This is a genomic window from Variovorax monticola, assembly GCF_051216855.1.
In the GTDB taxonomy this organism is placed as follows: Bacteria; Pseudomonadota; Gammaproteobacteria; order Burkholderiales; family Burkholderiaceae_C; genus Variovorax.
In genome coordinates, this window is the sequence record NZ_JBPJZP010000002.1 from 763,018 (window position 1) to 787,566 (window position 24,549).

The 24,549-nt window shown below is 67.8% G+C and carries 27 protein-coding genes and 1 tRNA gene; 12 read left to right on the plus strand and 16 right to left on the minus strand.

The genetic code is table 11. The annotated features are described in order from the left end of the window. The first annotated feature begins 96 nt into the window (after positions 1-96). From ACSFA5_RS08945 to ACSFA5_RS08960, 4 genes are read left to right on the plus strand one after another with little or no spacing between them, the layout of a single operon-like run. Entirely contained in the window at positions 97-825 is a 729-nt protein-coding gene (locus tag ACSFA5_RS08945; protein ID WP_435443656.1) for an SDR family oxidoreductase, read from the plus strand. 14 nt (positions 826-839) lie between these two features. Continuing rightward, the gene (locus ACSFA5_RS08950; RefSeq protein ID WP_435443657.1) at positions 840-1,466 is read left to right on the plus strand and encodes a 2-hydroxychromene-2-carboxylate isomerase; all 627 of its coding nucleotides are present in this window, start codon (positions 840-842) and stop codon (positions 1,464-1,466) included. Between the two features lie 20 nt (positions 1,467-1,486). Then, entirely contained in the window at positions 1,487-2,458 is a 972-nt protein-coding gene (locus ACSFA5_RS08955; protein WP_435443658.1) for an NAD(P)H-dependent flavin oxidoreductase, read from the plus strand. A 10-nt stretch (positions 2,459-2,468) separates the two neighbouring features. Further along, positions 2,469-3,305 (plus strand): IclR family transcriptional regulator, encoded by an 837-nt coding sequence (locus ACSFA5_RS08960; RefSeq protein ID WP_435443659.1) that lies wholly within the window; start codon positions 2,469-2,471, stop codon positions 3,303-3,305. Positions 3,306-3,321: 16 nt separating this feature from the next. Here the strand turns inward: ACSFA5_RS08960 and ACSFA5_RS08965 are convergent, their stop codons facing one another. After that, on the minus strand, positions 3,322-4,440 hold the full coding sequence (locus ACSFA5_RS08965; protein ID WP_435443660.1) for an MBL fold metallo-hydrolase: 1,119 nt from the start codon (positions 4,438-4,440) through the stop codon (positions 3,322-3,324). A 185-nt stretch (positions 4,441-4,625) separates the two neighbouring features. On the opposite strand from ACSFA5_RS08965, the gene ACSFA5_RS08970 reads away from it, so the two are divergent. Beyond that, on the plus strand, positions 4,626-6,218 hold the full coding sequence (locus ACSFA5_RS08970; RefSeq protein ID WP_435443661.1) for an esterase/lipase family protein: 1,593 nt from the start codon (positions 4,626-4,628) through the stop codon (positions 6,216-6,218). Between the two features lie 23 nt (positions 6,219-6,241). Next, positions 6,242-6,778: a cysteine hydrolase family protein gene (locus ACSFA5_RS08975; protein WP_435443662.1), complete on the plus strand. Its 537-nt coding sequence runs from the start codon at positions 6,242-6,244 to the stop codon at positions 6,776-6,778. A gap of 39 nt (positions 6,779-6,817) precedes the next feature. Here ACSFA5_RS08975 and ACSFA5_RS08980 read toward each other — a convergent pair whose 3' ends face one another. Further along, positions 6,818-7,951 carry an ABC transporter substrate-binding protein gene (locus tag ACSFA5_RS08980; protein WP_435443663.1) on the minus strand — a complete coding sequence of 378 codons (1,134 nt, stop codon included), beginning with the start codon at positions 7,949-7,951 and terminating at the stop codon, positions 6,818-6,820. A 133-nt stretch (positions 7,952-8,084) separates the two neighbouring features. Between ACSFA5_RS08980 and imuA the strand changes: the two genes are divergently transcribed. From imuA to ACSFA5_RS09000, 4 genes are read left to right on the plus strand one after another with little or no spacing between them, the layout of a single operon-like run. Further along, a complete protein-coding gene (gene imuA / locus ACSFA5_RS08985) occupies positions 8,085-8,891 on the plus strand; it encodes a translesion DNA synthesis-associated protein ImuA (protein ID WP_435443664.1) in 807 nt (268 codons plus the stop codon). Next, positions 8,860-10,263, plus strand: coding sequence for a Y-family DNA polymerase (locus tag ACSFA5_RS08990; RefSeq protein ID WP_435443665.1), 1,404 nt, complete (start codon positions 8,860-8,862; stop codon positions 10,261-10,263). The genes imuA and ACSFA5_RS08990 overlap by 32 nt, the downstream gene beginning before the upstream one ends. Beyond that, positions 10,256-13,654 (plus strand): error-prone DNA polymerase, encoded by a 3,399-nt coding sequence (locus tag ACSFA5_RS08995; protein WP_435443666.1) that lies wholly within the window; start codon positions 10,256-10,258, stop codon positions 13,652-13,654. Before ACSFA5_RS08990 ends, ACSFA5_RS08995 begins: the two co-directional genes overlap by 8 nt. A 60-nt stretch (positions 13,655-13,714) precedes the next feature. Next, positions 13,715-14,491: a hypothetical protein gene (locus tag ACSFA5_RS09000; protein WP_435443667.1), complete on the plus strand. Its 777-nt coding sequence runs from the start codon at positions 13,715-13,717 to the stop codon at positions 14,489-14,491. Positions 14,492-14,509: 18 nt separating this feature from the next. On the opposite strand, the gene ACSFA5_RS09005 is transcribed toward ACSFA5_RS09000, so the two are convergent. From ACSFA5_RS09005 to ACSFA5_RS09015, 3 genes are all read right to left on the minus strand, one after another. Further along, entirely contained in the window at positions 14,510-15,532 is a 1,023-nt protein-coding gene (locus ACSFA5_RS09005; RefSeq protein WP_435443668.1) for a phosphotransferase enzyme family protein, read from the minus strand. 96 nt (positions 15,533-15,628) lie between these two features. Continuing rightward, positions 15,629-15,853, minus strand: coding sequence for a hypothetical protein (locus tag ACSFA5_RS09010; RefSeq protein WP_435443669.1), 225 nt, complete (start codon positions 15,851-15,853; stop codon positions 15,629-15,631). 114 nt (positions 15,854-15,967) lie between these two features. After that, the gene (locus tag ACSFA5_RS09015; protein ID WP_435443670.1) at positions 15,968-17,257 is read right to left on the minus strand and encodes an SGNH/GDSL hydrolase family protein; all 1,290 of its coding nucleotides are present in this window, start codon (positions 17,255-17,257) and stop codon (positions 15,968-15,970) included. Positions 17,258-17,367: 110 nt separating this feature from the next. On the opposite strand from ACSFA5_RS09015, the gene ACSFA5_RS09020 reads away from it, so the two are divergent. Next, the gene (locus ACSFA5_RS09020) at positions 17,368-18,267 is read left to right on the plus strand and encodes a LysR family transcriptional regulator (protein WP_435443671.1); all 900 of its coding nucleotides are present in this window, start codon (positions 17,368-17,370) and stop codon (positions 18,265-18,267) included. Positions 18,268-18,280: 13 nt separating this feature from the next. Here the strand turns inward: ACSFA5_RS09020 and ACSFA5_RS09025 are convergent, their stop codons facing one another. The 3 genes from ACSFA5_RS09025 to ACSFA5_RS09035 all read right to left on the minus strand — a co-directional run bounded on the left by ACSFA5_RS09025 (position 18,281) and on the right by ACSFA5_RS09035 (position 19,357). Further along, on the minus strand, positions 18,281-18,892 hold the full coding sequence (locus ACSFA5_RS09025) for a hypothetical protein (protein ID WP_435443672.1): 612 nt from the start codon (positions 18,890-18,892) through the stop codon (positions 18,281-18,283). A gap of 32 nt (positions 18,893-18,924) precedes the next feature. After that, positions 18,925-19,209 carry a hypothetical protein gene (locus tag ACSFA5_RS09030; RefSeq protein ID WP_435443673.1) on the minus strand — a complete coding sequence of 95 codons (285 nt, stop codon included), beginning with the start codon at positions 19,207-19,209 and terminating at the stop codon, positions 18,925-18,927. A gap of 74 nt (positions 19,210-19,283) precedes the next feature. Further along, a tRNA-Gly gene (locus tag ACSFA5_RS09035) sits at positions 19,284-19,357 on the minus strand. Positions 19,358-19,582: 225 nt separating this feature from the next. On the opposite strand from ACSFA5_RS09035, the gene ACSFA5_RS09040 reads away from it, so the two are divergent. Beyond that, entirely contained in the window at positions 19,583-20,887 is a 1,305-nt protein-coding gene (locus ACSFA5_RS09040) for a tyrosine-type recombinase/integrase (protein WP_435443674.1), read from the plus strand. Here ACSFA5_RS09040 and ACSFA5_RS09045 read toward each other — a convergent pair. The 8 genes from ACSFA5_RS09045 to ACSFA5_RS09080 are packed head-to-tail and all read right to left on the minus strand — an operon-like array spanning position 20,860 to position 24,529. Further along, positions 20,860-21,153 (minus strand): helix-turn-helix transcriptional regulator, encoded by a 294-nt coding sequence (locus ACSFA5_RS09045; RefSeq protein ID WP_435443675.1) that lies wholly within the window; start codon positions 21,151-21,153, stop codon positions 20,860-20,862. The two genes, ACSFA5_RS09040 and ACSFA5_RS09045, sit on opposite strands and share 28 nt — an antisense overlap. Then, complete coding sequence (locus tag ACSFA5_RS09050) at positions 21,150-21,728, minus strand: hypothetical protein (protein ID WP_435443676.1); 579 nt, start codon at positions 21,726-21,728, stop codon at positions 21,150-21,152. The genes ACSFA5_RS09045 and ACSFA5_RS09050 overlap by 4 nt, the downstream gene beginning before the upstream one ends. After that, a complete protein-coding gene (locus ACSFA5_RS09055; protein WP_435443677.1) occupies positions 21,725-22,288 on the minus strand; it encodes an NADAR family protein in 564 nt (187 codons plus the stop codon). Before ACSFA5_RS09055 ends, ACSFA5_RS09050 begins: the two co-directional genes overlap by 4 nt. After that, positions 22,276-22,500: a hypothetical protein gene (locus ACSFA5_RS09060; RefSeq protein ID WP_435443678.1), complete on the minus strand. Its 225-nt coding sequence runs from the start codon at positions 22,498-22,500 to the stop codon at positions 22,276-22,278. Before ACSFA5_RS09060 ends, ACSFA5_RS09055 begins: the two co-directional genes overlap by 13 nt. After that, a complete protein-coding gene (locus tag ACSFA5_RS09065; RefSeq protein WP_435443679.1) occupies positions 22,497-23,036 on the minus strand; it encodes a DUF1643 domain-containing protein in 540 nt (179 codons plus the stop codon). The genes ACSFA5_RS09060 and ACSFA5_RS09065 overlap by 4 nt, the downstream gene beginning before the upstream one ends. After that, positions 23,033-23,473, minus strand: a complete 441-nt coding sequence (locus ACSFA5_RS09070) for an ASCH domain-containing protein (RefSeq protein ID WP_435443680.1) — start codon at positions 23,471-23,473, stop codon at positions 23,033-23,035. Before ACSFA5_RS09070 ends, ACSFA5_RS09065 begins: the two co-directional genes overlap by 4 nt. Further along, positions 23,460-23,663, minus strand: coding sequence for a hypothetical protein (locus ACSFA5_RS09075; protein ID WP_435443681.1), 204 nt, complete (start codon positions 23,661-23,663; stop codon positions 23,460-23,462). Before ACSFA5_RS09075 ends, ACSFA5_RS09070 begins: the two co-directional genes overlap by 14 nt. After that, positions 23,660-24,529, minus strand: coding sequence for a hypothetical protein (locus ACSFA5_RS09080; protein ID WP_435443682.1), 870 nt, complete (start codon positions 24,527-24,529; stop codon positions 23,660-23,662). The genes ACSFA5_RS09075 and ACSFA5_RS09080 overlap by 4 nt, the downstream gene beginning before the upstream one ends. Positions 24,530-24,549 lie beyond the last annotated feature (20 nt).

Here is a 24,549-nt window from a genome sequence, read left to right on the forward strand (position 1 = left end):
ACTCGGCATGCGCTGTTCGGCAGTTCGGCATCCCAGAATGAAGTGGCCGCACGGCAACCCGCGTGCATTCACAGACCGACCGACGAAAGACACCGCATGAACGACAAGAAAGCCATCCTCGTGATCGGCGCCGGAGACGCCACCGGTGGCGCCATCGCCAAGCGATTCGCCCGCGAGGGCTACATCGCCTGCGTCACCCGGCGCAGCGCCGACAAGCTCCAGCCGCTGGTGCGCGAGATCGAAGCCGCGGGCGGCCAGGCACACGGTTTCGGCAGCGACGCTCGCAAGGAAGAGGAGATGGTCTCGCTGGTGGAGAACATCGAGAAGAACATCGCGCCCATCGAGGTGGCGGTGTTCAACATCGGCGCCAACGTGCGCTTCGGCATTACCGAGACGACGGCGCGCGTCTACTTCAAGGTGTGGGAGATGGCCTGCTTCGGCGGCTTCCTGATGGGCCGCGAGGTGGCCAGGCGCATGCTGGAGCGCGGGCGCGGCACCATCATCTTCACCGGCGCCACCGCCAGCCTGCGCGGGCGCGAGGGCTACGCCGCATTCGCCGGCGCCAAGCACGGGCTGCGCGCGCTGGCGCAGAGCATGGCGCGCGAACTGTGGCCCAAGGGCATCCACGTGGCGCACCCGGTGGTCGACGGCGCCATCGACACCGAGTTCATCCGCACCAATTTTCCCGAGCGCTACGCGCTGCTGGAGCAGGGCGGCGTGGTGTCGCCGGACAGCATCGGCGAGGCGTACTGGCAGATCCACCAGCAACCGCGCGATGCATGGACGCACGAGATGGAACTGCGCCCGTGGATGGAAACCTGGTGAGCAACGGAGCGACCATGAACGAGACGAACACCGTGAAGCTGCGCTTTCTCTTCGACTTCGGCAGCCCCAACGCCTACCTGTGCCACAAGGTGTTGCCGGCCATGGCGGCGCGCACGGGCGCTGCGGTGGAGTACGTGCCGATCTTGCTGGGCGGGCTCTTCAAGCTCACCAACAACCGCTCGCCGGCCGAAGCCTTCGCCGACATTGCGAACAAGCGTGCCTACGACGCGCTCGAGTTCCAGCGTTTCCTGGCGAAGCACGGGCTCTCGGCATTCCGCCGCAACACGTTCTTTCCGGTGAACACGCTGAGCGTCATGCGCGGTGCCGTGGCGGCGCAGGCGCTCGGCTGCTTCGAGCGCTACGTCGACACCGTCTTCTCGTGCATGTGGGAGCAGAGCCTGAACATGGCCGACGTGCAGGTCGTGACCACCGCGCTGAACGACGCGGGCTTGCCCGCGGCCGAGCTTTTTGCGGCCATGCAGACCGCCGAGGTCAAGCAGGCGCTGCTCACCAACACGCAGGCCGCCTTCGAGCAGGGCGCCTTCGGCTCGCCCACCTTCTTCGTGAACGACCAGATGTTCTTCGGCAAGGACCGGCTGCGCGAGGTCGAGGAAGAAATTGTTTCGCAGCGCAGCCACTGACAGTTCCCAGCACTTTCACCATGAAAACCAGAATCACTGAACTCTTCGGCATCGCGCACCCCATCGTGCAGGGCGGCATGCATTTCGTCGGCTTCGCCGAGCTGGCCGCGGCGGTCTCCAACGCGGGCGGCCTGGGCATCATCACCGGGCTCACGCAGAAGACGCCCGAACTTCTGGCGAAGGAAATCGCCCGCTGCCGCGAAATGACCGACAAGCCCTTCGGTGTCAACCTCACCTTCCTGCCGACCTTCGCCTCTCCGCCGTACCCGGCGTACATCGACGCCATCGTCGAAGGCGGCGTGCGCATCGTCGAGACGGCCGGGCGCAGCCCCGAGCCCTACATGCCGCAGTTGAAGAAGGCCGGCGTGAAGGTGATCCACAAGTGCACCTCGGTGCGGCACTCGCTCAAGGCACAGGCCATCGGCTGCGACGCGGTCAGCGTCGACGGCTTCGAATGCGGCGGCCACCCGGGCGAGGACGACGTGCCCAACTTCATCCTGCTGCCGCGCGCGGCCGAGGCGCTCGACATTCCATTCGTCGCCTCGGGCGGCATGGCCGACGGCCGCAGCCTGGTGGCCGCGCTGGCGCTCGGCGCCGAAGGCATCAACATGGGCACGCGCTTCATCGCGACGCAGGAGGCGCCGGTGCATGCCAACGTGAAGGCGGCCATCGTCGCGGCCTCCGAGCTCGACACGCGGCTGGTGATGCGCCCGCTGCGCAACACCGAGCGCGTGCTGAACAACGCGGGCGTGCAGGCCCTGCTGGCCATCGAGCGCGAGAAGGGCGCGGGCACGCAGATCGACGACATCCGCGAGTTCGTGGGCGGCGTGTACCCGAAGGTGATGGTCGACGGCGACATGGACGCCGGCGCCTGGAGCTGCGGCATGGTGGCCGGCCTGATCCACGACGTGCCCACCGTGGCCGAACTGGTCGCGCGGATCATGCGCGAGGCCGAGGCGATCGTTTCGCAGCGCCTGGCCCGGCTGCTCTAGAGTCGGGCGCATGAAGCGCGCAGAAATCCATTCCAAGCGCGAGCTCGGCGAGTACGAAGACGTGGCGCGCAAGGTCAACGCCAAGGAAGACCGGCATTTCGTGACGGCCCTGGCGCGCGGCCTGCAGGTGCTGCAATGCTTCGCCTCGGGCGAGGAGCGCCTGGGCAACCAGGAGCTGGCCGAGCGCTGCGGGTTGCCCAAGTCCACGGTCACGCGGCTGACCTACACGCTCACCAAGCTCGGCTTCCTGCACCACGTGGCGGAGTCGGGCCGCTACCGGCTGGGCATGGCCACGCTGACGCTGGGCGGCACCACGCTGTCGCGGCTCGACGCCAAGGAGGTGAGCCGTCCGCTCATGCAGCAGTTGGCCAACGACACCGGCTGCCTGATCGCGCTGGGCATGCGCGACGGCATGTCGATGCTCTACCTGGAAACCTGCCGCAGCGATTCGATCGTCACCATCCGGCTGAACATCGGCTCGCGCATTCCGCTGGCCACCTCGGCGATGGGGCGGGCCTACCTGGCCGGTGCCAAGCCGGGCGCGCGCCGCGGGTTGGAAGAGCGCATCCGCACGCTCGACGTGGCGGGCTGGCCGCGCATCGAGCAGGGAATCCGTCAGGCGGTCATCGACATCGAGCAGTACGGCTGCTGCAGTTCCTTCGGCGACTGGCGCGGCGAGGTGAACGCCATCGCCTCACCGCTGCGGGTCGGAAAGGGCATGCCGCTGATGGTGCTGAGCGCGGCGGGGCCACGCTCGATGGCGCCGGAGGCCTTCATGCAGGACGTTCGCCCGCAACTGCTGGACACGGTGCGCGCGATCGAGCGGCATTTCCGCAATCCGGCCTAGGCCCTGACAAGCAGGCTCAGCGCAGCCCGACCCACCAGCGCGTGTTGGTGCGCGCCTGCCCCACCGTCACCACTTCGCCGATCACCGGCGTGGCCAGCTCGATCTTCTTCGCCTCGGCGAGGTCCGCGATGCGGTCCAGCGGGTCGTGCCACGTGTGGAAGGCGAGGTCGAAGGTGCTGTTGTGCACCGAGAAGAACACCTTGCCGCGCAGGTCCTCGAAGGCCTGCACGCTCTGCTCGGGCGTCATGTGCACGGCGGGCCACATGGCGTCGTAGGCGCCGTTTTCCATCAGCGCGATGTCGAAGCCGCCGAAGCGTTCCCCGATCTGCTTGAAGCCGGGAAAGTAGCCCGAGTCGCCGCTGTAGAAGATGCGCTGGTCGCCGCTTTGCACCACCCACGAGGCCCACAGCGTGCGGTCACGGTCGCCCAGGGTGCGGCCCGAGAAATGCTGCGCGGGCGTGGCGGTGAGTTTCACGCCGTCGTGTTCGCCGCCTTGCCACCAGTCGAGCTCGCTCACGCGCTCGGCCGGCACGCCCATCACCACCAGCCGCGAGCGCACGCCCAGGGGCACGAAGTAGTGCTGCACGCTCTTCGACAGGTACTCGATGGTGGCCAGGTCGAGGTGGTCGTAGTGGTCGTGCGAAAGAATCACGCCTTCGATGGGCGGCAGCTGTTCGAGCGTGATCGGCGGCTGGTGAAAGCGCTTCGGCCCGGCCCACTGCACGGGCGACACGCGCTCGCTGAACACCGGGTCGATCAGCCAGTATTTGCCGCGCAGCTTGAGCAGGTGCGACGAGTGGCCCAGGCGCACCACGTGGTTGGTCTTGACGTCGAGCGCGTCGAGCGTGGCCCGGTCCAGCGGCTTCACCGGAATGGCGTCGACGGGCACGCTGTCGACCTTGCTGCCGACGATGAAGCGCGACCAGATGCGCCAGGCGCTGGCCTGCGCGGGCAGGTCGGGGTTGGCCATGTTGTGGAACCCGCCGTCCTTGAACTGGGGCGAGTTGTCGTAGCGTGCCTCGCCGCTGGCGGCGCTGCAGCCCGCCACGAAGGCGCAGCCGGCTGCCGCCAGTGCGGTGCCGCGACGCAGGAGTTGCGGCAGGTAGGAGCCCTGCGAGCCCGATTCGTCAGCCATGGGAGAGCTTTCTTGATTGTGTTTGTCGGATGGCGGGAGATTAGCCATGGCAGGCGCTTCAATGGTTTCAGCCTTAGAAACATTCGGCAGGCAGGGCCTTTGCCTATGCCATGCGCTGTATGGCGGGCGCCCCCGCGCCTCGGCACACTGGAAGGCTCGATCGGCTTCGACAAGGCGGCAGACCCATGAGCAGCAATCGCCATCCCATCATCTACGTGCGCGGCTACGCCATGACCGAGGCCGAGCGCGACGACACCGCGGCCGATCCGTTCTGCGGCTTCAACCTGGGCTCCACGGTGTACCGCGCCACGGTGAAGAAAGAAGCGCCCGCGCAGAAGTTCGTCTTCGAATCGCCCGTGGTGCGGCTGCTGGCCGACTTCCAGTACCAGAGCGTGTATCAGAACGGCCTGGACATCCTCGACCCCGACTGGAAACCATCGCCCGACGAGACCGGCAAGGACGTGGACGGCATTCCCTCGGCCTCGGTCATCATCTATCGCTACTACGACGCGGGCTCCGAGCTGCTCGGCGACGGCCAGTCCAAGGACGTCACGGTGTACGCGCAAGGCCTGAGCCAGCTGATTCTTCGCGTGCGCGATCTGGTGGCGCTGCGCGAGGGGCCGGGCTTCGACAGCGCCGGCTTCCGCTGCTACCTCGTCGCGCATTCGATGGGCGGGCTCGTGGTGCGGGCCTTTCTGCAGAACCCCGCGCTCGGCGACGCGGCCGCGCGCGCCTGCGTCGACAAGGTGTTCACCTATGCCACGCCGCACAACGGCATCGACATGGGCGGCATCAACGTGCCGGCCTGGCTCACGGTCAACGAGATGAACACCTTCAACCGAGACAAGATGTCCGAGTTCCTGGCCACCGCGCCGGTCGACGGCCGCATGGACTACCTGCCGGCCACGGCCTTTGCGCCCGAGCGATTCTTCTGCATGGTCGGCTCCAACCGCGGCGACTACGAAAGCGCCAAGGGCCTGTCGCGCATGTTCGCGGGCCACGGCAGCGACGGGCTGGTGCGCATCGAGAACGCCTCGCTCTGGTCGACCGATGCCGCCGGCAAGACCCGGCCGGTGGCCACCGCCTACACCTACCGCTCGCACTCGGGCTTCTTCGGCATCGTCAATTCCGAGGAGGCCTACCAGAACCTCGTGCGCTTCCTGTTCGGCGACGTGCGGGTCGACCTGTGGTTCGACGTCGACGGCGTCACGCTGCCGCCCGACCTGCCCGCGGGCGCCGACGTCGACGCGCTCTACCAGGTCGAGCTGCTGGCCGCGCCGCGCGGCAAGCGCTGGTACCTGAGCCGGCGCGTGGCGGAAGAAGACTCGCCCGCCTGCCGCACGCACAAGGAACTGACCGACCCCGCCCAGGCCGACCGGCGCGCCATCTACCTGTCGAGCGTGTTCCTCGCCAACAAGGCCCGCGTGAAGCAGGACCGCCCGACACTGGCCTACGCCATGACGCTGGGCGTGCGCGTGCCCGACTACCAGGTCAACAACAAGTTCTGGCTCGACGGCCATTACGAAGGCAGCTCGCTGTTTCGCGACACGCTGGTCATCGAGCTCTCGCCGCCCGCGCCGGACGATGCGGCGCAGGACTGGAGCGTCAAGTACGGCTGGCAGACCGACACGGCAGGCAAGGCCTCGCTGCCGATGAGCCCCAGGCAGCTGGCCGGCGGCAAGCTGCAGTTCGTGGTGCCGCTGTCGAGCCTGGGCGCCGCGCCGGCCGCGCCCGGCATCAGCGGGAAAGTACGGCTCGAGGTGAGTGCCTGGAACTGAAGCGGGCGGCTACGATGGGCGCCATGAAAACTGCCGTCCTCGTCATCGATGTCCAGCGTGGTCTGTGCGACGACCCGCCGCGTCCCCATGAAGCCCAAGAAGTGATGCAGCGCATCAACGCGCTCACCGAACGCGCCCGCGCGAGCGGCGTGCCGGTCGCCTTCGTCCAGCATGAGAACGCGGTGGACCTGGCGTTCGACTCCGAGCGCTGGCAGCTCGCCGGAGCGCTGAACACCGACTCGCGCGACACGAAGATCCGCAAGACCACGCCCGACTCGTTTCTGCGCACGCCGCTCGAAGCCTGGCTGTCGGACCAGGGCGTGAAGCGGGTGGTGATCTGCGGCTACTCATCGGAGTTCTGCGTGGACACCACCGCGCGCCGCGCCGCCGCGCTGGGCTACGAGGTGGTGCTGGCCGCCGACGCGCACACCTCGCACGACAAGCCGCACGCCACGGGCGCGCAGATTCGCGCGCACCACAACGCCACGCTGTCGGACATCACGAGCTTCGGCGTGCCGATTCGCGCGGTGCCCGCCGCCGACATCGTGCTGGCCGGTTGAACGTTTCGTGGCCGCCCGGCTCGCCGGCCCGAAGCCCGATCAGCGCAGGTAGCGCCCGTCGGCCTTGAGCATCGACAGCTCCGAGAAGGTCAGCCCGCGGTGCTCGCCGGGCCGGTAGGCCACGGCAATGCCGCCCAGGTCGAGCGTCTTGAAAGATTCCAGGCCCTTGTGCAGCGAGTCCGCCGTCGGGTTCGCGCCCGCGCGCTTCAGCCCTTCGACCATCACCTTGGCCGTGACGTAGCCCTCCAGGCTGGCGTAGCTGAACTCGGTGGCGCCGATCTTCTTCATGGCCGCCTGGTACTCGGCAATCACCGGCATCGCGCTGTTCCAGGGGTAGGGCACCACCTGGGAGATGACCACGCCGGCCGCGTCCTTCCTGATGTCCTGGAACAGCTTCTGCCCGTTGAGGAAAGAGAACGAATAGAAGGCCGTCTCGCCGCCGGCCGCGCGGTAGGCGGTGATGAACTTCGCGGCCACGTCGTTGGTGGCCGACAGCACCACCGCCTTGGGCTTGAGCCTGGCCAGCTCCTGCGCGCGTTCGGCGGCGTCGGAGCCGTCGTTCTTCACGGCCACGCTGCCGACCATCTTGTCGCCGCGCTCGGCAATGAACTTCTGCGTGCTTTCCATCGCCGAGCGCGCGCCCGGGTTGTCGTTGTGCGCGAAGGCGATGCGCGACAGGCCGATGGTGAACAGGTGGTTCACGATGCGGCTGTACTCCTCGTCGAAGCTGATGCGCACCGGAAAGCCGTACTCCGAGAACTTCACCACCGGACCCGCGCCGGTGTAAGGGCCGACCACGGGAATCTTCAGTTCGTTGGCTGTTTTCAGCGCACCGACCGACGACGAGGTGCCGATGGGCATGAGGATGCCGACCGCGCCTTCGTTGACGAAGGTCTTGACGTTTTCCGCGCCCTTGGCGGGGTCGTAGGCGTCGTCGAGCTGGCGCAGCTCGACCGGCCGTCCGTTGATGCCGCCGGCGGCATTGAGCGCCGTGAACATGGCGCGAATGCCGACCAGCGGCTCCGTCGACAGGGACGCGAGCGGCCCGGTCTTCACGTAGGTCTGGCCGATGACGATGGGCTTGGGTTGCGCCTGCGCCGGTGAGGGGAGTGCCAGTGCCAAGGTGAACAAGGCGGTGACGGCGGTCAGGGCGGCGGCGATCGAACGAATCATTTTGTGTGTTGAAGTCACAAAGTGTTAACAAACTCATCTTAAGGCAGCGTTCCTTCGGGGTAAATCGATCTTTGCCGGTCTTTGCTTGTGGTGCATGAAATACTGTATAAAAATACAGTTAACAGTCTTCACCATGGGCCTCCCTTTCCTCGACTCCTTTTCCGCCGCCGCGGGCCGCGGCGTCTGGCACGCCGACGAACTCGGCCTGGCCGATGCGCAGGTCGTCGCCACCGGCCACGCCGCGCTGGACGCGGAACTGCCGGGCGGCGGCTGGCCGGTCGGGGCGATGACGGAACTGCTGCAAACCGCGCCCGAAGCGCATGTGTGGCAGCTGTTGCTGCCCGCGCTGGCCCAGGCCGTGCAGGCGCGCGGCGGGCCGGTGGTGCTGATCGGACCGCCCTACGAGCCTTGCGGGGCGTCGCTCGCGGCGCGGGGGCTGCCGGTGGAGTCTCTGATGTGCGTCAAGAGCGAGGCGGCGCCCGCGCGCCTCTGGGCATGCGAGCAGGCGCTGCGCTGCGCGGACGTGGCGGCCGTCGTGGCGTGGCTGCCGCAGGCGCGGGTGGGCGAACTGCGGCGGCTGCAGCTGGCCGCCGCCCAGCACGAGCTGCTGCTGTTCGTGTGCCGGCCCGAATCGGTCGCGCTGTCGGCCTCGCCCGCGCGCCTGCGCATCAGCGCCTCGCGCAGCGAGGCCGATGCGTCGCAGATCGAATTGCACATCCTCAAGCGGCGCGGCCCGCCGCTGGCCGCGCCGGTGATGCTGCCGGCGCGCAACGAGCGCATGGCCGCGCTGCTGGCCGCCGCCCGGCTGCGGCGCAAGCTGCGTTTGCAGCAGCAGGGCACGGTGCCCGCCGGCGCAACGGCCACGTCGGCCACCGTGGTGCGCATCGATGCGTGGAAGGGAGGCCAGGATGCACTGGATCGCCTTGCAGTGGTCGCTTGAGGCCACCACTCCCACCACCCCGGCCGGCCCCGATTCGCCCCGAGCCGCCGATGCCGCGGCCCTGCCCACACCTGAAGCGCTGGGCTGGTGGGCGCTGCAGTACACACCCCACGTCGCCTGGCAGGACGAGGCGCTGATGCTCGAGGTCTCTGCTTGCGAACGCCTGTGGGGCGGGCGCACCCAGTTGATGCGGCAACTGCTCGCGTACAACCCCGTGCCCGGCGCGCGCATGCTGGGCGCGCAGGGTGCCACCAGCCTGATCGCGCTGGCGCGGCTGCGCCTGTTCGCGCGCGAAGAGCGCCGTCCCCCGCAGATTCCGGCCGGCCTGCCGCTGGACACGCTGACCGCCGCGCACGGCCACCTCGACCTGCTCGCGCGCCTGGGCTGTCGCACCTGGGGCGACGTGGCGGCGCTGCCGCGCGGCGGCCTCACGCGGCGCTTCGGCGCGGAATTGCGCGTGGCGCTCGACGCCGCCTGGGGCCTGCGCCCCGAAAGCCACGCCTGGCTCACGCTGCCCGACGTGTTCGAGCAGAAGCTGGAGCTGCCCGCGCTGGCCCAGACCGGGCCCGAACTCATGTGGTCGGGCAACCGGCTGTTGTCGGCCCTGCAGATCTGGCTGCGCGCGCGGCAGCGCGGCGCGCGTGCGCTCGAGCTGCAGTGGACGCTCGACCTGAAGCGCTTCAACGGCGTGAACCTGCCGCCGCACCAGCAGCTCACCGTGCGCACGGCCGAGCCCACGCAGGACATGGCGCATCTGCGCCGGCTGCTGTCCGAAAAGCTCGCCCTCACCACGCTGGCCGCGCCCGTGAGCTGGCTGAAGCTGCGCACGCTCGAAACCGACCCGTGGGCCGGCGCCAGCACCAGCTTTCTGCCGGAAGACAACCGCAAGGGCGACAAGCTGCACGAGATGGTCGAGCGGCTCAGCGTACGGCTCGGGGCGCAGCAGGTGGTGGTGCCTTCGGCGCAGGCCGACCATCGGCCGGAGCGCAAGCAGGCGTGGCGGCCGGCGCTGCAGAAAGAAAAGTCACTCGACAAGGCGCCCAAGGCACCCGAAAAGGTCCGCAAGGAAGCGCAGGCCGCCGCCTCGCAACCCGACGCCCTCTACCCGCCGTGGCTCTTGCCCGAGCCGCTGCTGCTCGACATGGACGGCGAGCGCCCGTGCTACCGCGGCCCGTTGAGCCGGCTCGTCGGCCCACAGCGCATGGAGACCGGCTGGTGGGGCGGCAAGGACGAGGGCGGCCAGCCCGCCATGCGCGACTACTACGTCGCGCAGAGCCCCGAGGCCGGGCTGGTGTGGATCTTTCGCGAGCGGCACTCCGCGCGCTTTGCTGCCGGCGAGGTGCGCTGGTACCTGCAGGGCTTCTATGCCTGAACTCAGCGACAAACAGGAGCGCAAGCGCCAGCCTGCCAAGGTGCATGCGCTGCCGGTGCAGATGCGGGCGCGGCCGACCGTGGCGTTGCCGGGCTATGCCGAGCTGCACTGCCTGACGAATTTCAGTTTCCAGCGCGGCGCATCGACGCCCGAGCAAATGGTCGAGCGTGCCTACCAGCTCGGCTACGAGGCACTGGCCATCACCGACGAGTGCTCGGTCGCCGGCATCGTGCGCGCCTACGTGGCCTTGCGCGACCTGCCTGCGAAGCTGGACGAATACGAACGCAAGCACCCTGACGAGCCGAAGATTCCGCGCAACCCCGGCTTTCGCCTGCTGTTCGGCAGCGAGTTCCGCTTCGAGCGCTTCAGGCTCGTGGTGATCGCGAACGACGCCCAGGGATGGGGCAACCTGTGCGAGTTCATCACCGCCGCGCGTACCACCACCGAACTGCCCAAGGGCGAATACCACGTGAGCTGGGACGGCAGCGGGAACGGCTGCAACGTGGCCTCGCTGCAGCACTGCCAGGTGCTCTTCGTGCCGCATCGCATGCCTGGCGAGACCGTGGATGCGGCCACGCTGCATGAAGACCTGACGGCAGCCAAGGCCCTGTACAGCGACAACCTCTGGCTGGCGCTGGAGCTTTTCAACGAGATGGACGACGACCTGTGGTTCGTCACGCTGGTGCAGGCGGGCGAGGCCGCCGGCGTGCCACTGGTGGCGGCCGGCGACGTGCACATGCACTCGCGCGGCACCAAGCCGCTGCACGACGTGCTGACGGCCGTGCGCGAAGGCAAGACCGTGGCCGAGTGCGGCTTCGCATTGCAGTCGAATGCCGAGCGGCACCTGCGCTCGCGTGTGCTGCTGGCTCAGTCGTACCTGAACGACATGCTGGAGAACACGCGGGTGGTGGCCGAGCGCTGCGGGTTCGATCCGCAGGAAATTCGCAAGAACTATCAGTACCCGCTCGAAAGCGTCGGCAATGGCGAGACGCCGGCGCAAACGCTGGTGCGCAAGACGTGGGAGGGTGCGCTCGACAAATATCCGGTCGAAAAGTACGCCTCGGGCATTCCGGCCAGCGTCTGCATGCAGGTCCACAAGGAGCTGGCACTCATCATCTCGCTCAAGTACGAGATGTTCTTTCTCACGGTGGAAAACATCGTGAGCTTTGCGCGGTCGAAGAAAATTCTTTGCCAGGGGCGGGGCTCGTCGGCCAACTCGGCGGTGTGCTTTTGCCTGGGCATCACTGCCATCAACCCCGACAAGGGCACGCTGCTGTTCGAGCGCTTCCTGAGTCGTGAGCGCAACGAGCCGCCCGACATCGACGTCGATTTCGAGCACCAGCGGCGCGAGGAGGTCATCCAGTACATCTACGAAAGGTACGGCCGCGAGCGCGCCGCCATTGCCGCCGTGGTCATCTGCTACCGCTCGCGCAGCGCATTGCGCGACGTGGGCAAGGCCATCGGCATCGACGAACGGCTGATCGACGAATTCGCCAAGGACCACTACTGGTTCGACGACACCCTGCTCGGTGAGCAGCTGAACGCGGCATGCGAACGCGCGGGGGTGAAGGAAGACGCGCTCAAGCTCGAGCACTGGATGGAGATGACGCAGCGGCTCAAGGGCTTTCCGCGCCACCTGAGCCAGCACGTGGGCGGCTTCGTGCTCACGCACACCAGGCTCACGCGGCTGGTGCCGGTGGAGAAGGCCTCCATGGAAAAGCGCTCCGTCATCCAGTGGGAGAAGGACGACCTCGAGGCCATGGGCATGCTCAAGGTCGACGTGCTCGCGCTCGGCATGCTCAGCGCCATTCGCCGCGGGCTCGACCACATGAACCGCTGGCGCGGCTCGATGGTGGAGATGCACCACGTTCCCAACGACGACCAGAGGGTGTTCGACATGATCTGCGACGCCGACACGGTCGGTGTGTTCCAGATCGAGAGCCGTGCGCAGATGTCGATGCTGCCGCGGCTGAAGCCGCGCACTTACGAAGACCTGGTGATCGAGGTGGCGATCGTGCGGCCCGGGCCCATCCAGGGCGGCATGGTGCATCCGTACCTCAAGCAGCGCGAGCGGGTGCGCAAAGGCTTGCCGATCCATTACGAGAGTGAAGAGCTCAAGCCCGCACTGGAGCGCACGCTGGGCATCCCGATCTTCCAGGAGCAGGTGATGCAGATCGCGATGATCGCGGCCGGGTTCTCGGCGGATGAAGCCGACCAGCTGCGCCGCGCCATGGCGGCGTGGAAGCGCAAGGGCGGCCTCGACAAGTTCCACGACAAGCTCGTCAAAGGCATGGTCGCGAAGGAGTACAAGGCCGAGTTCGCCGAAGCCATCTTCAAGCAGATCCTCGGCTTCGGCGACTACGGCTTCCCCGAGAGCCACGCCGCGAGCTTCGCGCTGCTGGTCACCGTGAGCAGCTGGCTCAAGAACTACGAACCCGCCTGCTTCCTTGCCGCGCTGCTCGATTCGCAGCCGATGGGCTTCTACAGCCCCTCGCAGCTGGTGCAGGACGCGCGGCGCCATGGCGTGGAAGTGCGTACTGTCGATGTCATGGTGAGCGAGATGGACACCACGCTCGAAGCCCGTGCGCCCGATGCCCCGCGCATGCCGAACGGCACCGACGTGCGCTACGCCGATCGCCTGGGCAACGACAACCAGCCCGCGGTGCGGCTGGGCCTGAACCGCATCCAGAGCCTGAGCGCGGCCGGCGCAAAGCGCCTGCTGGAGGCTCGCGCACAAGCCCCTTTCACCAGCACCGAAGACCTGGCCCTGCGCGCCGAACTCGAAGGCAAGGACATGGCCGCGCTGGCCGCGGCCGATGCGCTGATGGCGCTCTCGGGCCATCGGCGCCAGCAGGTGTGGGACGCCACCGCCACCCGCGGCATGGGCGCGCGCGCGCCGGCCCTGCTCAAGGGCGTGCCCATCCACGAGCAGGCGCTGCTGCTGCCGGCCGCGACCGAGGGCGAGGAAATCGTCGGCGACTACGCGGCGCTCGGCCTCACGCTGCGCCGCCATCCGCTCGCGCTGCTGCGCCCGCGCCTGGCGCGCATGCGGCTCATGAGCGCGGAGCAGCTGAGCGCGCAAGCCAACGGCCAGACCGTGCGCGCCTGCGGCATCGTCAAGCTGCGGCAGCGGCCCGGAACCGCCAACGGCACCATCTTCGTCACGCTGGAGGACGAGACCGGCAACGTCAACGTGATCGTCTGGAACCATGTCATCGAGGCCTGGCGCGAGCCGCTGCTCAAGTCGCAATTGCTCGCTGTGCAGGGCACCTGGCAACGTGACGACGACAACGGCGGCAAGGTGCAGCACCTGGTGGCCACCGGCTTCAAGGACCTGACGCCGCTCATGGGCCGGCTGGCGCAGAGCAACACGAGCCGGGACTTTCATTGAATGCAACCGATCGTTCCATGCCTCGCGCCATTCGCGAGTTTTCGCTAACCTGTTCCCGACATGTCCGAACTCCTTCTTGACTCCCCCGTTGTCACGCCCATCGGGCCGCCGCCTGCACCCGAGGTGCCTTTCGGCAAGCTGCATGCGCGGCGCCTGCGCGAGATCTACCGCTCGGCCGGCTGGCCTTGCTGCGACGCCATCGAGGTCGAGCTGCTCGCCGGCGGCTACCTGGCGCGCGTGCGCACCGTGCACGGCCACGAAACGCTGCGCGTGACCGATGCCGGCATCGCACGCATTGCCACCACGCTCACCCTGAACCGCGCTGCCTTGTCGCCGCACGAGGCGCTGGTGGAGCGCGTGGCGCGCGAGATGACGCGCGGCGGGCGCATCGCATGGCGCGGTCTCGGCCTGCGCGCCCGGCTGCCGGCGCTGGAAGAGGGCGGCAAGGCACGGTGGTGCATTGCGCGGCCCGACGTGTTCTCGATCCGCAATACCAGCGTCGAGGCCTATGCGCATCCCATCGTTCATGAGGTGAAGGTGAGCCGCGCCGACCTGCTGGGCGACCTGCGCAAGCCCGACAAGCGCGCGGCCTATCTCGACCTGGGCGGCGAGTGCTGGTACGTGCTGGGCAATGACGCCAAGGGCCGCTGCATCGCCACGCCCGACGAGGTGCCGGCGGAATGCGGCGTGATGGTGCTCGAAGGCGATCGTCTGGTGGTGGCGCGCGCCGCGGTGCACCGCGCGTTCGACCGCATTCCGTTCGCGGTGTGGCTGGCGCTGGCCAAGGCGCAGCCCATCGCGGGCTTCGAGGACGACGCGCAAGACATGCTGATCTGACGCGCGCCTGCGGCGAGCTCAGGTCACGGCGTCGTAGCTGCGGTGCGCGATGGCGACAACGTCGTCCGGCAAGAACTGGCTCTTCATCCGGCGCAGGCCTTCCGCGCGGTCTTGCGCACTGGCCGCGGCGTCGAACATCTGGTCGCAGATCTCGAGGATGTTCCTGGTGATCCGTTCGTAGCGGTAGTAGGCCAGCGCCACGGCGTCGATGTCTGCCGCGCCGTAGCCTTCGTGGAACAGCGCTTCCTGCGCCGGCTGGTTCCACACATGGCCGACACCGCCGCCGATGAACATCAGGTCGCGTTCTTTCGGCGCGAGCAGGGCCATGCGCCAGTCGACGATCGAAAGGCGCGCTTCGTCGCCCACGAGGACGTTGCCTGCATGAAGGTCGGCATGGCAGGGCACCAGCTGCGGTGGGCGTTCCAGCAGGATGGACGCGAGCTGCTCGCTGCGGTAGACGATGGTGTCGATCTCTTCGGCGTGCTCTTCCCAGAACGCGAAGAAACGCTCGACGATGTCGTCGCCGTTCATGCCGTTCAGGCCGTTGATGAACCGGCGCTGGTAGCGCCGAACGCCTTCGCGCCAGTGGTGGGCGTAGCGTTCTTTGGGGAGGCTTGCTGAAAGTGCCTCGGGCAATTCGGCGCGGTGGATCGCGCCCAGTGCGGCGCCGAGCGCGCGCCATTGCGTATCCGTCAACGCCCGCTCGAAGCCGTTGGGGCCGTCGAAGAAGGGGTAGAGCGTCCAGTCGAAGCCGAGGCTTTGCACGCTGGGCCGACCGTCTGTTGTCGGCAGCGGCGCCATCACGGCCTCGATGCCTTTCTCGCGATGAAGAAAGGCCGGCACCGTGGCGACCGATGGATCGACACCGTCGCGGCGCAGCTTGAGGAAGTACGCGGTGCCGTCATGGGCATCGACGCGAAAGGCGGCTGAATTCACGTCGGCGCCGAATGGCAGGAACTGGGCATTCGCGTTGTTCAGGCCGTATGCCGTGGACAGGCATTGCCGGATGGATTCGTGCGCGAGGTCGGGTGGCGTCAGCATGTGTTTTCACCCGGCCGACAAAGACGGGGTCGATGAAGTAGCCCCAACCATAGCGCGACTCCTGGATGTGCCCTGTAAGACGCCTGCACTTCGTTGTCAGAAGCCAGGCGGCCACCAACTCTCGGCCGTCGTGCGGATGACGCGCGCCGCCTGAACGCGCACATCGTCTGTTTCATGCAAGTCGCCGGGGCCCGGCTCGCGGGCCACCTTGAAAGGCCAGGTCGAGAGGCGACCCGTGCGCGAACGCGTCTGCAGCTGCTGCAGGCGGGAGAAGAAAAGCGCCGGCGCCGGAGCGGACGCAGGCGGGTTGGCGGTGGTCATGGTGTCGCCTCGGTGGTGTTCTTGGAGACGACCAATCTTAAGGAAATACTGTATTTATGTACAGTATTTTCACAGTTTCAAACCGGGCTCTGTTCGACCCTGTTCAACCATGTTTCAGGGCTGGACCGGCGCGCCGAGCAGGGCCTCCAGGTCGATCGCCGCGGCCATCGCCTTGTAGCCTGCGTCGCCCGGGTGCAGATGGTCGCCCGAGTCCATTGCCGCCTTGATGCGCGACGGATGCGCCGGGTCGCGCAGCAGCGCGTCGACATCGACCACCGCATCGAACGCGCCGCTCTCGCGGATCCAGCGGTTCACGACCTGGCGCACCTTGTCCTTGTCCGGCGAATGGTGACCTTCGAGCGGCGTGCCTTCCAGCGCACGCTCGTTCGGGGCGATGGTGGCGCCCATGATGCGCACGTTGTGGGCGTGCGCCATCTCGATCAACGCGCGAAAGCCCTGGATCAGTTGTTCCGCGCGCACCGCCGGTTCGCTCGGCGCGAACGGGCCGCCGGGCCAGCCGATGTCGTTGGTGCCCAGCATCACGACCATGGCGCGCACGCCGGGTTGCGCGAACACATCGCGGCCCGCGCGCTCCAGGCCGGCGCGTCCCATGCCGTCCTTCAACAGGCGGCCGCCCGAGATGCCGGCGTTCAGCACCGCCACGTGGCGGCCCGCCAGGCGCTCGGCCAAGGCGTCGGGCCAGCGGGTGTTGGCGCCCGGCGTCGAGCCGTTGCCGTCGGTCAGCGAGTCGCCGAAGGCGACAACCGTGGCCGGCGGCGCGGGCGTTTCCACGATCAGGCTGCTGACGTAGACGCGCGTGCGCCAGGGCGTGGCCGCCGCAGGCATGCGCTGCGCGGCCGTGAGGTCGCCATCGGCCACGTAGGCGGTCTGGCGCGCGTCGAAGTGAAAGCCCGCGGGCTGGCTGGGCTGCGGCAGGTAGAGCGACACGGCGACTTCGCCGAGCGCGGGAACGGCGAAGTCGACCGGGTCGCTGACCCGCCGTGCGCCGGGCGCCACGGTTGCCTCGGCCTGCCCGCCGAAGCGCAGTGGCCGGTCGCTGCCTTCGACGATGGCCGAACCGCCGGCATGCCTTGCCACGCGTGCCGCGCCGATGTGCAGCGGCGCCGTTCCGCCTTCGTTGCTGATCACCACGCGCAACCGCGTGCCGCCGATGCTCAGGCGTGCCACCTGGCGCACGGTTTGCCGGTTGAACTGAAAGGGCAGGCCCGTGGGCAGCACGAAGTCGCCGTGCCACAGAGGCTGCGTGCTGGCCATCCAGCTGGGGCTCCAGTACGTGGCCGCGGGTGCCGACGCGGGTGGATATGCCGATGCGACGGCCACGCCGGCCAAGGTGAGCGCGAGGGCGCCGTGGCGAAGGATCGATGGGAACGAAGGTGTCGTCATGGAAGATGTCCTTGAGAGAAGTTGAGGCCAGGTCTCGACTTTCTTTCATGCCCATCTGGATGGGTAGACGGCAGAATGGCATCCAGACCATTCCATAGTCGAATACATCCATGGACACCCTGCGCGCTCTCCAGGCCTTCGTTCACAGCGTGGAACTCGGCAGCCTGTCGGGCGCGGCCCGCGCGCTCGACACCACGCAGCCCACCGTCAGCAAGCTGGTGGCGGGGCTGGAGCGCTCGCTGGGCGTGCGGCTGCTGCGGCGCACCGCGGCGGGGCTGAGCCTGACGCAGGAGGGGCAGCGCTTTCACGAGCGCGCGCAGCGCGTGCTCGAGGACTACGGCGACGCGGTGTCCGATGCGCGCGAAGGCCTCCAGCAGCCGCGCGGCCTGCTGCGCATGAGTGCCCCGGTCACCATGGGCCAGCGGCACCTCAACGCGATGGCGGTGGAGTTCCTGGGGCTGTACCCCGACATCGAACTGGAACTGGTGCTGGACGACCGCTTCGTCGATCCGCGGGAAGAGCGCATCGACGTGTCGCTGCGCGTGGGCGGTGTGCTGCCGCCCGACCTGGTTGCGCGCCACGTCGGCACCTGGCCGCGTGTGCTGGTCGCCTCGCCGGCCTACGTCGCGGCACGCGGCAAGCCGCGCAAGCCGCAGGACCTGCCGGCGCACGACTACCTGCGCTACGCGCCGGGCGACGACGGCGTGCTGCTGCAGGGGCCCGAAGGCGCGGTCAGCGTGCCGGTGCGCAGCCGCTACCGCGTGAACAACGCCGTGGCGATGCTGGACAGCGTGCTCGCCGGTGCCGGCATTTCATTGCAGCCCACGTGGATGGTCGCCGACCTGCTCGCGCAAGGCCGCCTGGTGCGCGTGCTGCCGCGTCACACCGGCCCGGTGCAGGAGTTGCACCTGCTGTATGCCGCGCGCCGACACCAGCCGCTGCGGGTGCGTGTGTGGGTGGACTTTCTGGCGCAGCGGGTGGCCAGGCTGCCGGGTGCCGCGCGCAAGTAGGGCGGAGCGACGCTCAGGTGTTGCGCAGTTCGCGCGTGCCGGCGGGGGTGTCGGGGCCGGTGCGCAGGCTGCGCTCGATGAACTCGCGCGCAACGGCATCCACGTTGGCCGGTGCCGGCGCGTTGAAGGACATGCGGTACTTCAGCAGCCTGCCGCCGCGCGCCGTGAGGTACGTGAACGAGTCGTAGGCCTTGCCGTCCCGGGCGTTCACGAGCCGGAAGGAAATCGAACGGAAAGCCTGGCCGTCGATGCGCACGTCCCGCGTGGCGCCGATCTTCGCGCTGGCGTACACGCCTTGCGCGGCGGCCCGCTGGACCTCGGCGAGCGTGCCCTTGAAATGCTCTTCGAACTGCGTGTCGTCCACACCCGGGCGCCAGTCGGTGCGCTTCATGTCGTACACGTAGACGTCGACCCAGCCGATGCTGCTCTCGAAGCGATGGCTGTGGCCCAGGCCGGCGTTCAGCGCCTCGTAGGACTTGGTGCCCGTGTAGCGCCACTGCACGCCGGTGGGCCGTGCGGTTGCAGCTTCGGACGCCGCATCGGTTCCGGTTCCTGGCGAGGTGCCCGGTGCCGTGGCGCACGCGCACAGCAGGGTGCAGAGCAGCAGGGCGTACAGCAGTTTCATGGCCGGCTCCGGAGGGGCTGGGAAAGGCGGGGTCAGTCGATGCGGATCTCGAAGTACGCCTCGTCGGCTTCGCCGAGCGCGCGAAAGCCTGCGGTCTTCGCTGCGTCGTAGGCCTTGGCCCAGGTGGCGGCGAGCGCGATTTCGTCCTTGGTGAGTTCGTCGGCGCTCGATTCGCTGGCGTTCTCGAACGCCTTCAGCGCGGGTTCGACGCCTTCGCCCAGCAGCTTGTCGAGTTCGCGGCGGAAACGGGATTCCGCGGAGGCGATGACATCGGCCGGCGCGTCGGGAAAATCGATCAGTTTGACGGTGTAGCTCATGGCCGGATGCTACGTGATCGGGGTGTCTGAACGCTGTTGCTTGCGTTCCGGCAAGGAGCCTTGCGCAGGCTTGTTGGAGCGGGTGAAGGGAATCGAACCCTCGTATGAAGCTTGGGAAGCTGCCGTTCTGCCATTGAACTACACCCGCATTCTGTAACCCGTTGATGGGCATTGAGATTTTGGCCTATATGCTTGATCTACAGAGGGAAACACCGTTTTCGATCAGGGCGCTAACCCCGAAATCCCCCGGCTCACCCCGCGTACACTTGGCACATCAGCGTAGGTTTTGGCGTAGGTTTTTGAGGAAATCTACGCTTGGCCCACTCGTCGCGGGCATGCCTGCGCCGCTACGACAGCCCGGAGTATACGGTCCATGGTTTTCGACGTTCGCGCCGCCAAGGCGCTTCAGCCTGGTGAGCATCTTGTCGTGGAGGGTTGCGAGGGGCTCCGACTTGTCGCGACCGTCTCGAAAAAAACGTGGACCTATCGATACAAGCAGCCCGGGACGGGGCTCATGAAGCAGACGCGGGTCGGAGTGTTCCCAGCGATGCGCCCTTCCCAGGCAGCCGAGGCTGTGGAGGCGCTGCGGACCAAGCGCGCGGCGGGCATAGACCCCAAGGCTTTCCAGAGCCAGCAGCGCAGGCCAGCCGCCGCGGCGCCGGCCGCCGCAGAGGTGCTCACCGTGCGCAAGCTGGTTCAGGACTACATCACCAACCACATCGAGCAGGAGCGCGACGAGGCGGGCGCCTTGGCTGCGCGTCGCGCGCTGGAAAGGCTCCTGGACGAAGAGCCGGGTTTTGCCGATACCGCTGCGGCGGCCGTGACGCGCTCCACCTGTTTCGACCTGCTGGAGGCTCGAAAAGCTACGCCGACGGCGGCCCAAAAGTTACGCTCGATGCTTGGCGCTGCCTGGGCGCGCGCGCTGGACGCGGGCCGCATCAACCAGGACGTGCCGAACTGGTGGCCCACTATCATGAAGGGCAAGCTCAAGAGCAAGGGCAAGATCGTTGGCGGTGAGCACCAGGGGCAGCAGCGCCGCATGCTGCGCGGTGAGGAGGTCGGCGAGCTGCTGGCTTGGCTGCCGAACATGCACGAGCTCGGCCGGGACACGCTGCAGATGTACCTGTGGACCTGCACGCGCGGAGCCGAGATCCTGGCCATGCGACCGGGCCTCATCACCGAGGAGAAAGACGGCTGGTGGTGGACGGTGCCGAAAGACGCGACGAAGAATGCCCGCTTCGAAGAGGCTGTCGACCTGCGCGTGCCTCTGATCGGCCGGGCGCTGCAGATCGTTCAACGGCGTCTCGCGGCCGTGGGTAAGTCTGGTCTGCTATTCGAGGATGCCCGCGGCGAGCAGTACACGCAGCACGACTTCTCGACCTACATCTACAGCCTGCAGCCGTACTCCGAGAAAGTGGCGCGGCGCGAGAGCGAGGGGCTCGTGCTGCCGGTGACGCACTGGACGCCACACAACCTGCGCCGGACCAGCCGCACGATGCTGGCGGCGCTCGGCTGCCCGAAGGAAATCGGCGAGGCGGTGCTGGGCCACATGCCGCCCGGTATCGAGGGCACGTACAACTCGCACACCTACGACGCCGAGCGACGCCTATGGCTGGCGCGGCTGGCCAAGCACCTGGAAGGGCTCGGGCGTCAGGCCGGCAACCCGGCGCGGCCGTAGCCGCTGTTCTCGGGCGGCAGGTGGTCCGATTCGGGTCGTTCGCGGCCCCATGCTTCCAACTCCTCGACCAGCCACGCGGTGCGGCCCCTGCTGACCTTCCGAGGCTTCGGCGCTTCGCCGCGCGCCACCAGGTCTTCGAAGGTGCTCTCGCCGATCGCGAGGAATGCCGCGGCATCAGCGCGACCGAGGTACAGCGGGCGGATTTGCACGATGGAAAGCGTCGGCCGCTTCTGCGGCTTGGAGGTAGGTGCGGCTGTCGCGGTCATTGGATTTCCTTCAGCGCGTCGTCGCGCGCCTGGTTGAGCTCGGTCATTTCGGCGGTGGTGCCGCCCTTGTCGGGGTGGGCGCTGCTGGCGCGCGTGCGGTAGCGCTCCTTCACCATCGAGGCATTGACGGTCGCGTCGGCCGGGAAGCCGAGCACAGCGCGCCAGTGCCGCTGCGTGACCGGGGCTGGCAGCGCGACGAAGCCCTGGAACGTTGCGCGCACCAGCGCCAGGGTGCCGTGGCGCAGCTCCACGCGGCGGGCTTCGAGGATGTGGTGGATCGCCTGCAGGTTGGCCTCGACGGTCCGGTACCGGTCGACGGGGATGCACACCTGCAGGCCGTCCCAGGTGAACCAGACAGCCACGCCAGGGTCGGCCGGCTTCTGAGTGCCCAGCGTGACGTTGCTGCTGATGACCAGCCCGTCGATCTTCTTGCCGCTGTCGGCGGCGAAGAGGCGCAGGCTGCCCTGCACGTTCTTCAGGGCGGCCGGAAGCGCCGTCTTGAAGGCGCCGGCCTCGGGGTACTGCTTGCGGGGGAACTGGCTGGGCCAGGTCAGCGGGTATGCGGTGGCGGTCATCGCGTGTGCGCCTTCTTCACCGCGGCGCTACGCAGCTCGGCGCGCACTTCCATCCACAGCTTGCCCAGCATGTTCTGACCGTCCCTGTTCGGGCCCCAGCCCCAGTAGTCATCGCGCCACGAGTTTTCAACCAGCTCGCGGTCGCCCGTGGCCAGCAGCTTGCGGCGCACGTACTCGTGTTGATCAGCCTTCGCGCGCAAGATCTTGCGCATCACATCGACCTTCACGTCATCCCAGTCGGCGCGCCGAAGGGCCTTGTGCTTCTGGGCGATCCCGAAGGCCTCGTGAGCCGAGGTCGCATCGTCGAGAAGCCGCTGAACGCCTTCGCCGCCAAGGTGATTGAATTTCTCCCAGTGGTAGGCCTGTTCCGAGGTGGCGAAGCGTTGGCACAGGTACGGGCCGGTCTTCCAGGCCAGCGTGAAGCTGCTGAAGTTCGACAGCACGTAGAAGTCCTGTTCGTAGAAGCACACACGCTCCGGCGTGTCGAGCCCGTGCAGTTCCAGCGGTTGCGGTGCGGCGTGTGTGGCGGGGTGTGAGGTCAGCATGTTCAGTCGCTCCATTTGAGGCAGTCAACGCTCGAGCAGCGACCGGTCATGCGCCCGTCGACCGCGCTGGCGGTGTAGGTGAGGAGCCCGCGGCACCGCATGCACTGCATGGATGCCTTGACGGTCTCGGCGGGGCGCAGCGTCTTCGGGTCGAAGTGCTGGCGGAAGATGGCGGCCTTGGTCTGCGCCACCGCGCTGGAGAGGGCGCCGAAGCCGGGGCGGGTCATGACGCGCTCCAAGGCAGCAGTGGCGCGTTCTTCGGCACCTTGTGCTTGCCGCGCGCCAACGGATGCTTCGGGTAGCCTGCCTTCGTCTTGCCGAGGCAGTAGATCTCCGAGCCCGCGGGCAGCGATGCGCTGATCTCTTCCTGCACGTGGTAGATCCAGTTCGAGCACCGGCCGCCCAGCGCGCCCCAGGCGAGCAGCACCGCCCCTGCCTTCTGGACCTCGGTCAGGATGACGCCGACGTTCTCCTGCAGGCGGTCGCGTTCCTCCCACGCGCGGCGCGTGTCCCAGGTGTTGACCATGTAGACCGCGTCGTCGGGCTTCGAGCTGCGCAGCGGGATCGCGTTCACGACCACCACGCCGCCAAAGCCGTTGTGGCTTGCGATTTGGCACACGAGCGTGATGGTCGGGTCGTCGATCTCGTGATCGGCGTCGCTCGGGTTGAACATGCACACCAGCAGCACCGGGCGTTCGTCCCACATGCGGCTGAGGGTCCAGCGGTAGGTGCCGCAAGGCGAGAGCAGGGCGGCGCGCTTCATGGTGCTGCCTCGACGTTGAAGAAACCCAGCGCGCCCTTCAGCGGCCGGAAGGGAAGGGGCTTGGCGTTCGCCAGCACGAAGCCGATGGCACCCATGTACCAGGGCGATTTCAGGTAGAGGTCTGTCTCTACGAGGTGCGCCGAACCTACGATGCCTCCGCGTTCAAGATCGACAGCGCGCGGCAGGACATCAAGTAGGTGGTCGAGACGCGGGTCAGCGTGCAGGAACCTGCACACGTCGGAATACTCCGTCGCCGTCATGCCCTTGCTGGCGTGGATCAGGAACTCGCCTCGGAAACGAGTCGACCACGTACGGTTCTCGACGTCCTTGTGGCCGTTTACGATGAGCCATGCCCAAGGCTGCCGAATGCTCAGCGCTTTCATCGGCACGGCAGCCGGCGTGACCGGTACGGTGCTGACCACTTCAGGCGGCACCATGGCGGGCCTCCCGGATGTCGAACACCATGTCGTAGGAGCCCATCGCCGGCGGCATCTGCGGGGCGAGGGTGATGGTGACCACCAAGCCGCGCGCACGGGCCGCGTCGACCAGCTGCTGGGCGGCCATCTGCACGGCCTGGATCTCGTGTGCGCGCTCGCGCTCGGGGGAGGTGTCGAGGAGCTGCATCATTCGTCTCCCGCGCGTTGCAGTGCCTTCTGCACGTCGCCCGAAAGCTGCTGGTCGGCGGCCTCGGCGAACAGCCGGCTGTAGCTCCATGCGGTGTCACGGAATACACGCCCGTCTTCGAAGTCTTCGAGGCACGACAGCACGTCGTTCGCGATGTCCTTATCCTCGGTGGTCTCGATCTTGAAGCTGCCCAGGGCGCCGTTTACACGGTAGGCACCTTCCGACCAGTCCGCGCGCGTTTGCGCCATGGCCACGGCCAGATTCAGCCGCTGATCCTTCTCGCGAAGCGCGTCCAGCACGTCCGACCAGGTGGACTCGAGCGGCAGCTGGTACCGCAGCAGGATGGTGGCCAGCTCCATGTCGGCCTTGCGCTTCTCCACCAGCGCCTCGGCTTCCCGTGCCTTCTTCGCGTCGGCCTGCCTGGCTTCCTCCTCGGCGCGCACTGCATAGGCGTCGTATTCCTTCTTCAGCCGCTCGTAGGTGCTGGTGGCGTGATCGAAGCTGTCATCGGTGCGGCAGTGCCGGCGCAGGTCGCCGAGGTAGCCGGCATCGTGGCGGATGGTCTTCGGGTACCGGGCGCGCGACTTCGTGTCGCGCTCGGCGTACGAGGTGGGCATGCCGACCTCGGCCATCAGGGCTTCGATGCGCGCGCGCACCGCCTTGTTCGCCTCGATGGCCGGCAGGTTCTTCTCGTGCGTGGCGACGTCGCGGCCCCGGGCTTCCTCCAGCATGCGCAGCGCGTGCGCCGCTACTGCCCGCGGCTTGTCGGACTGGTACGAGCTCAGTGAGCTGGCGTAGCTGCTTGGGCTGCTCATGCACTTGCACACTGCGCCGCACGCGTCGACGGGCTGGATGGTGACTGCGTTCATACTGTGGGCTCCAATTCAAG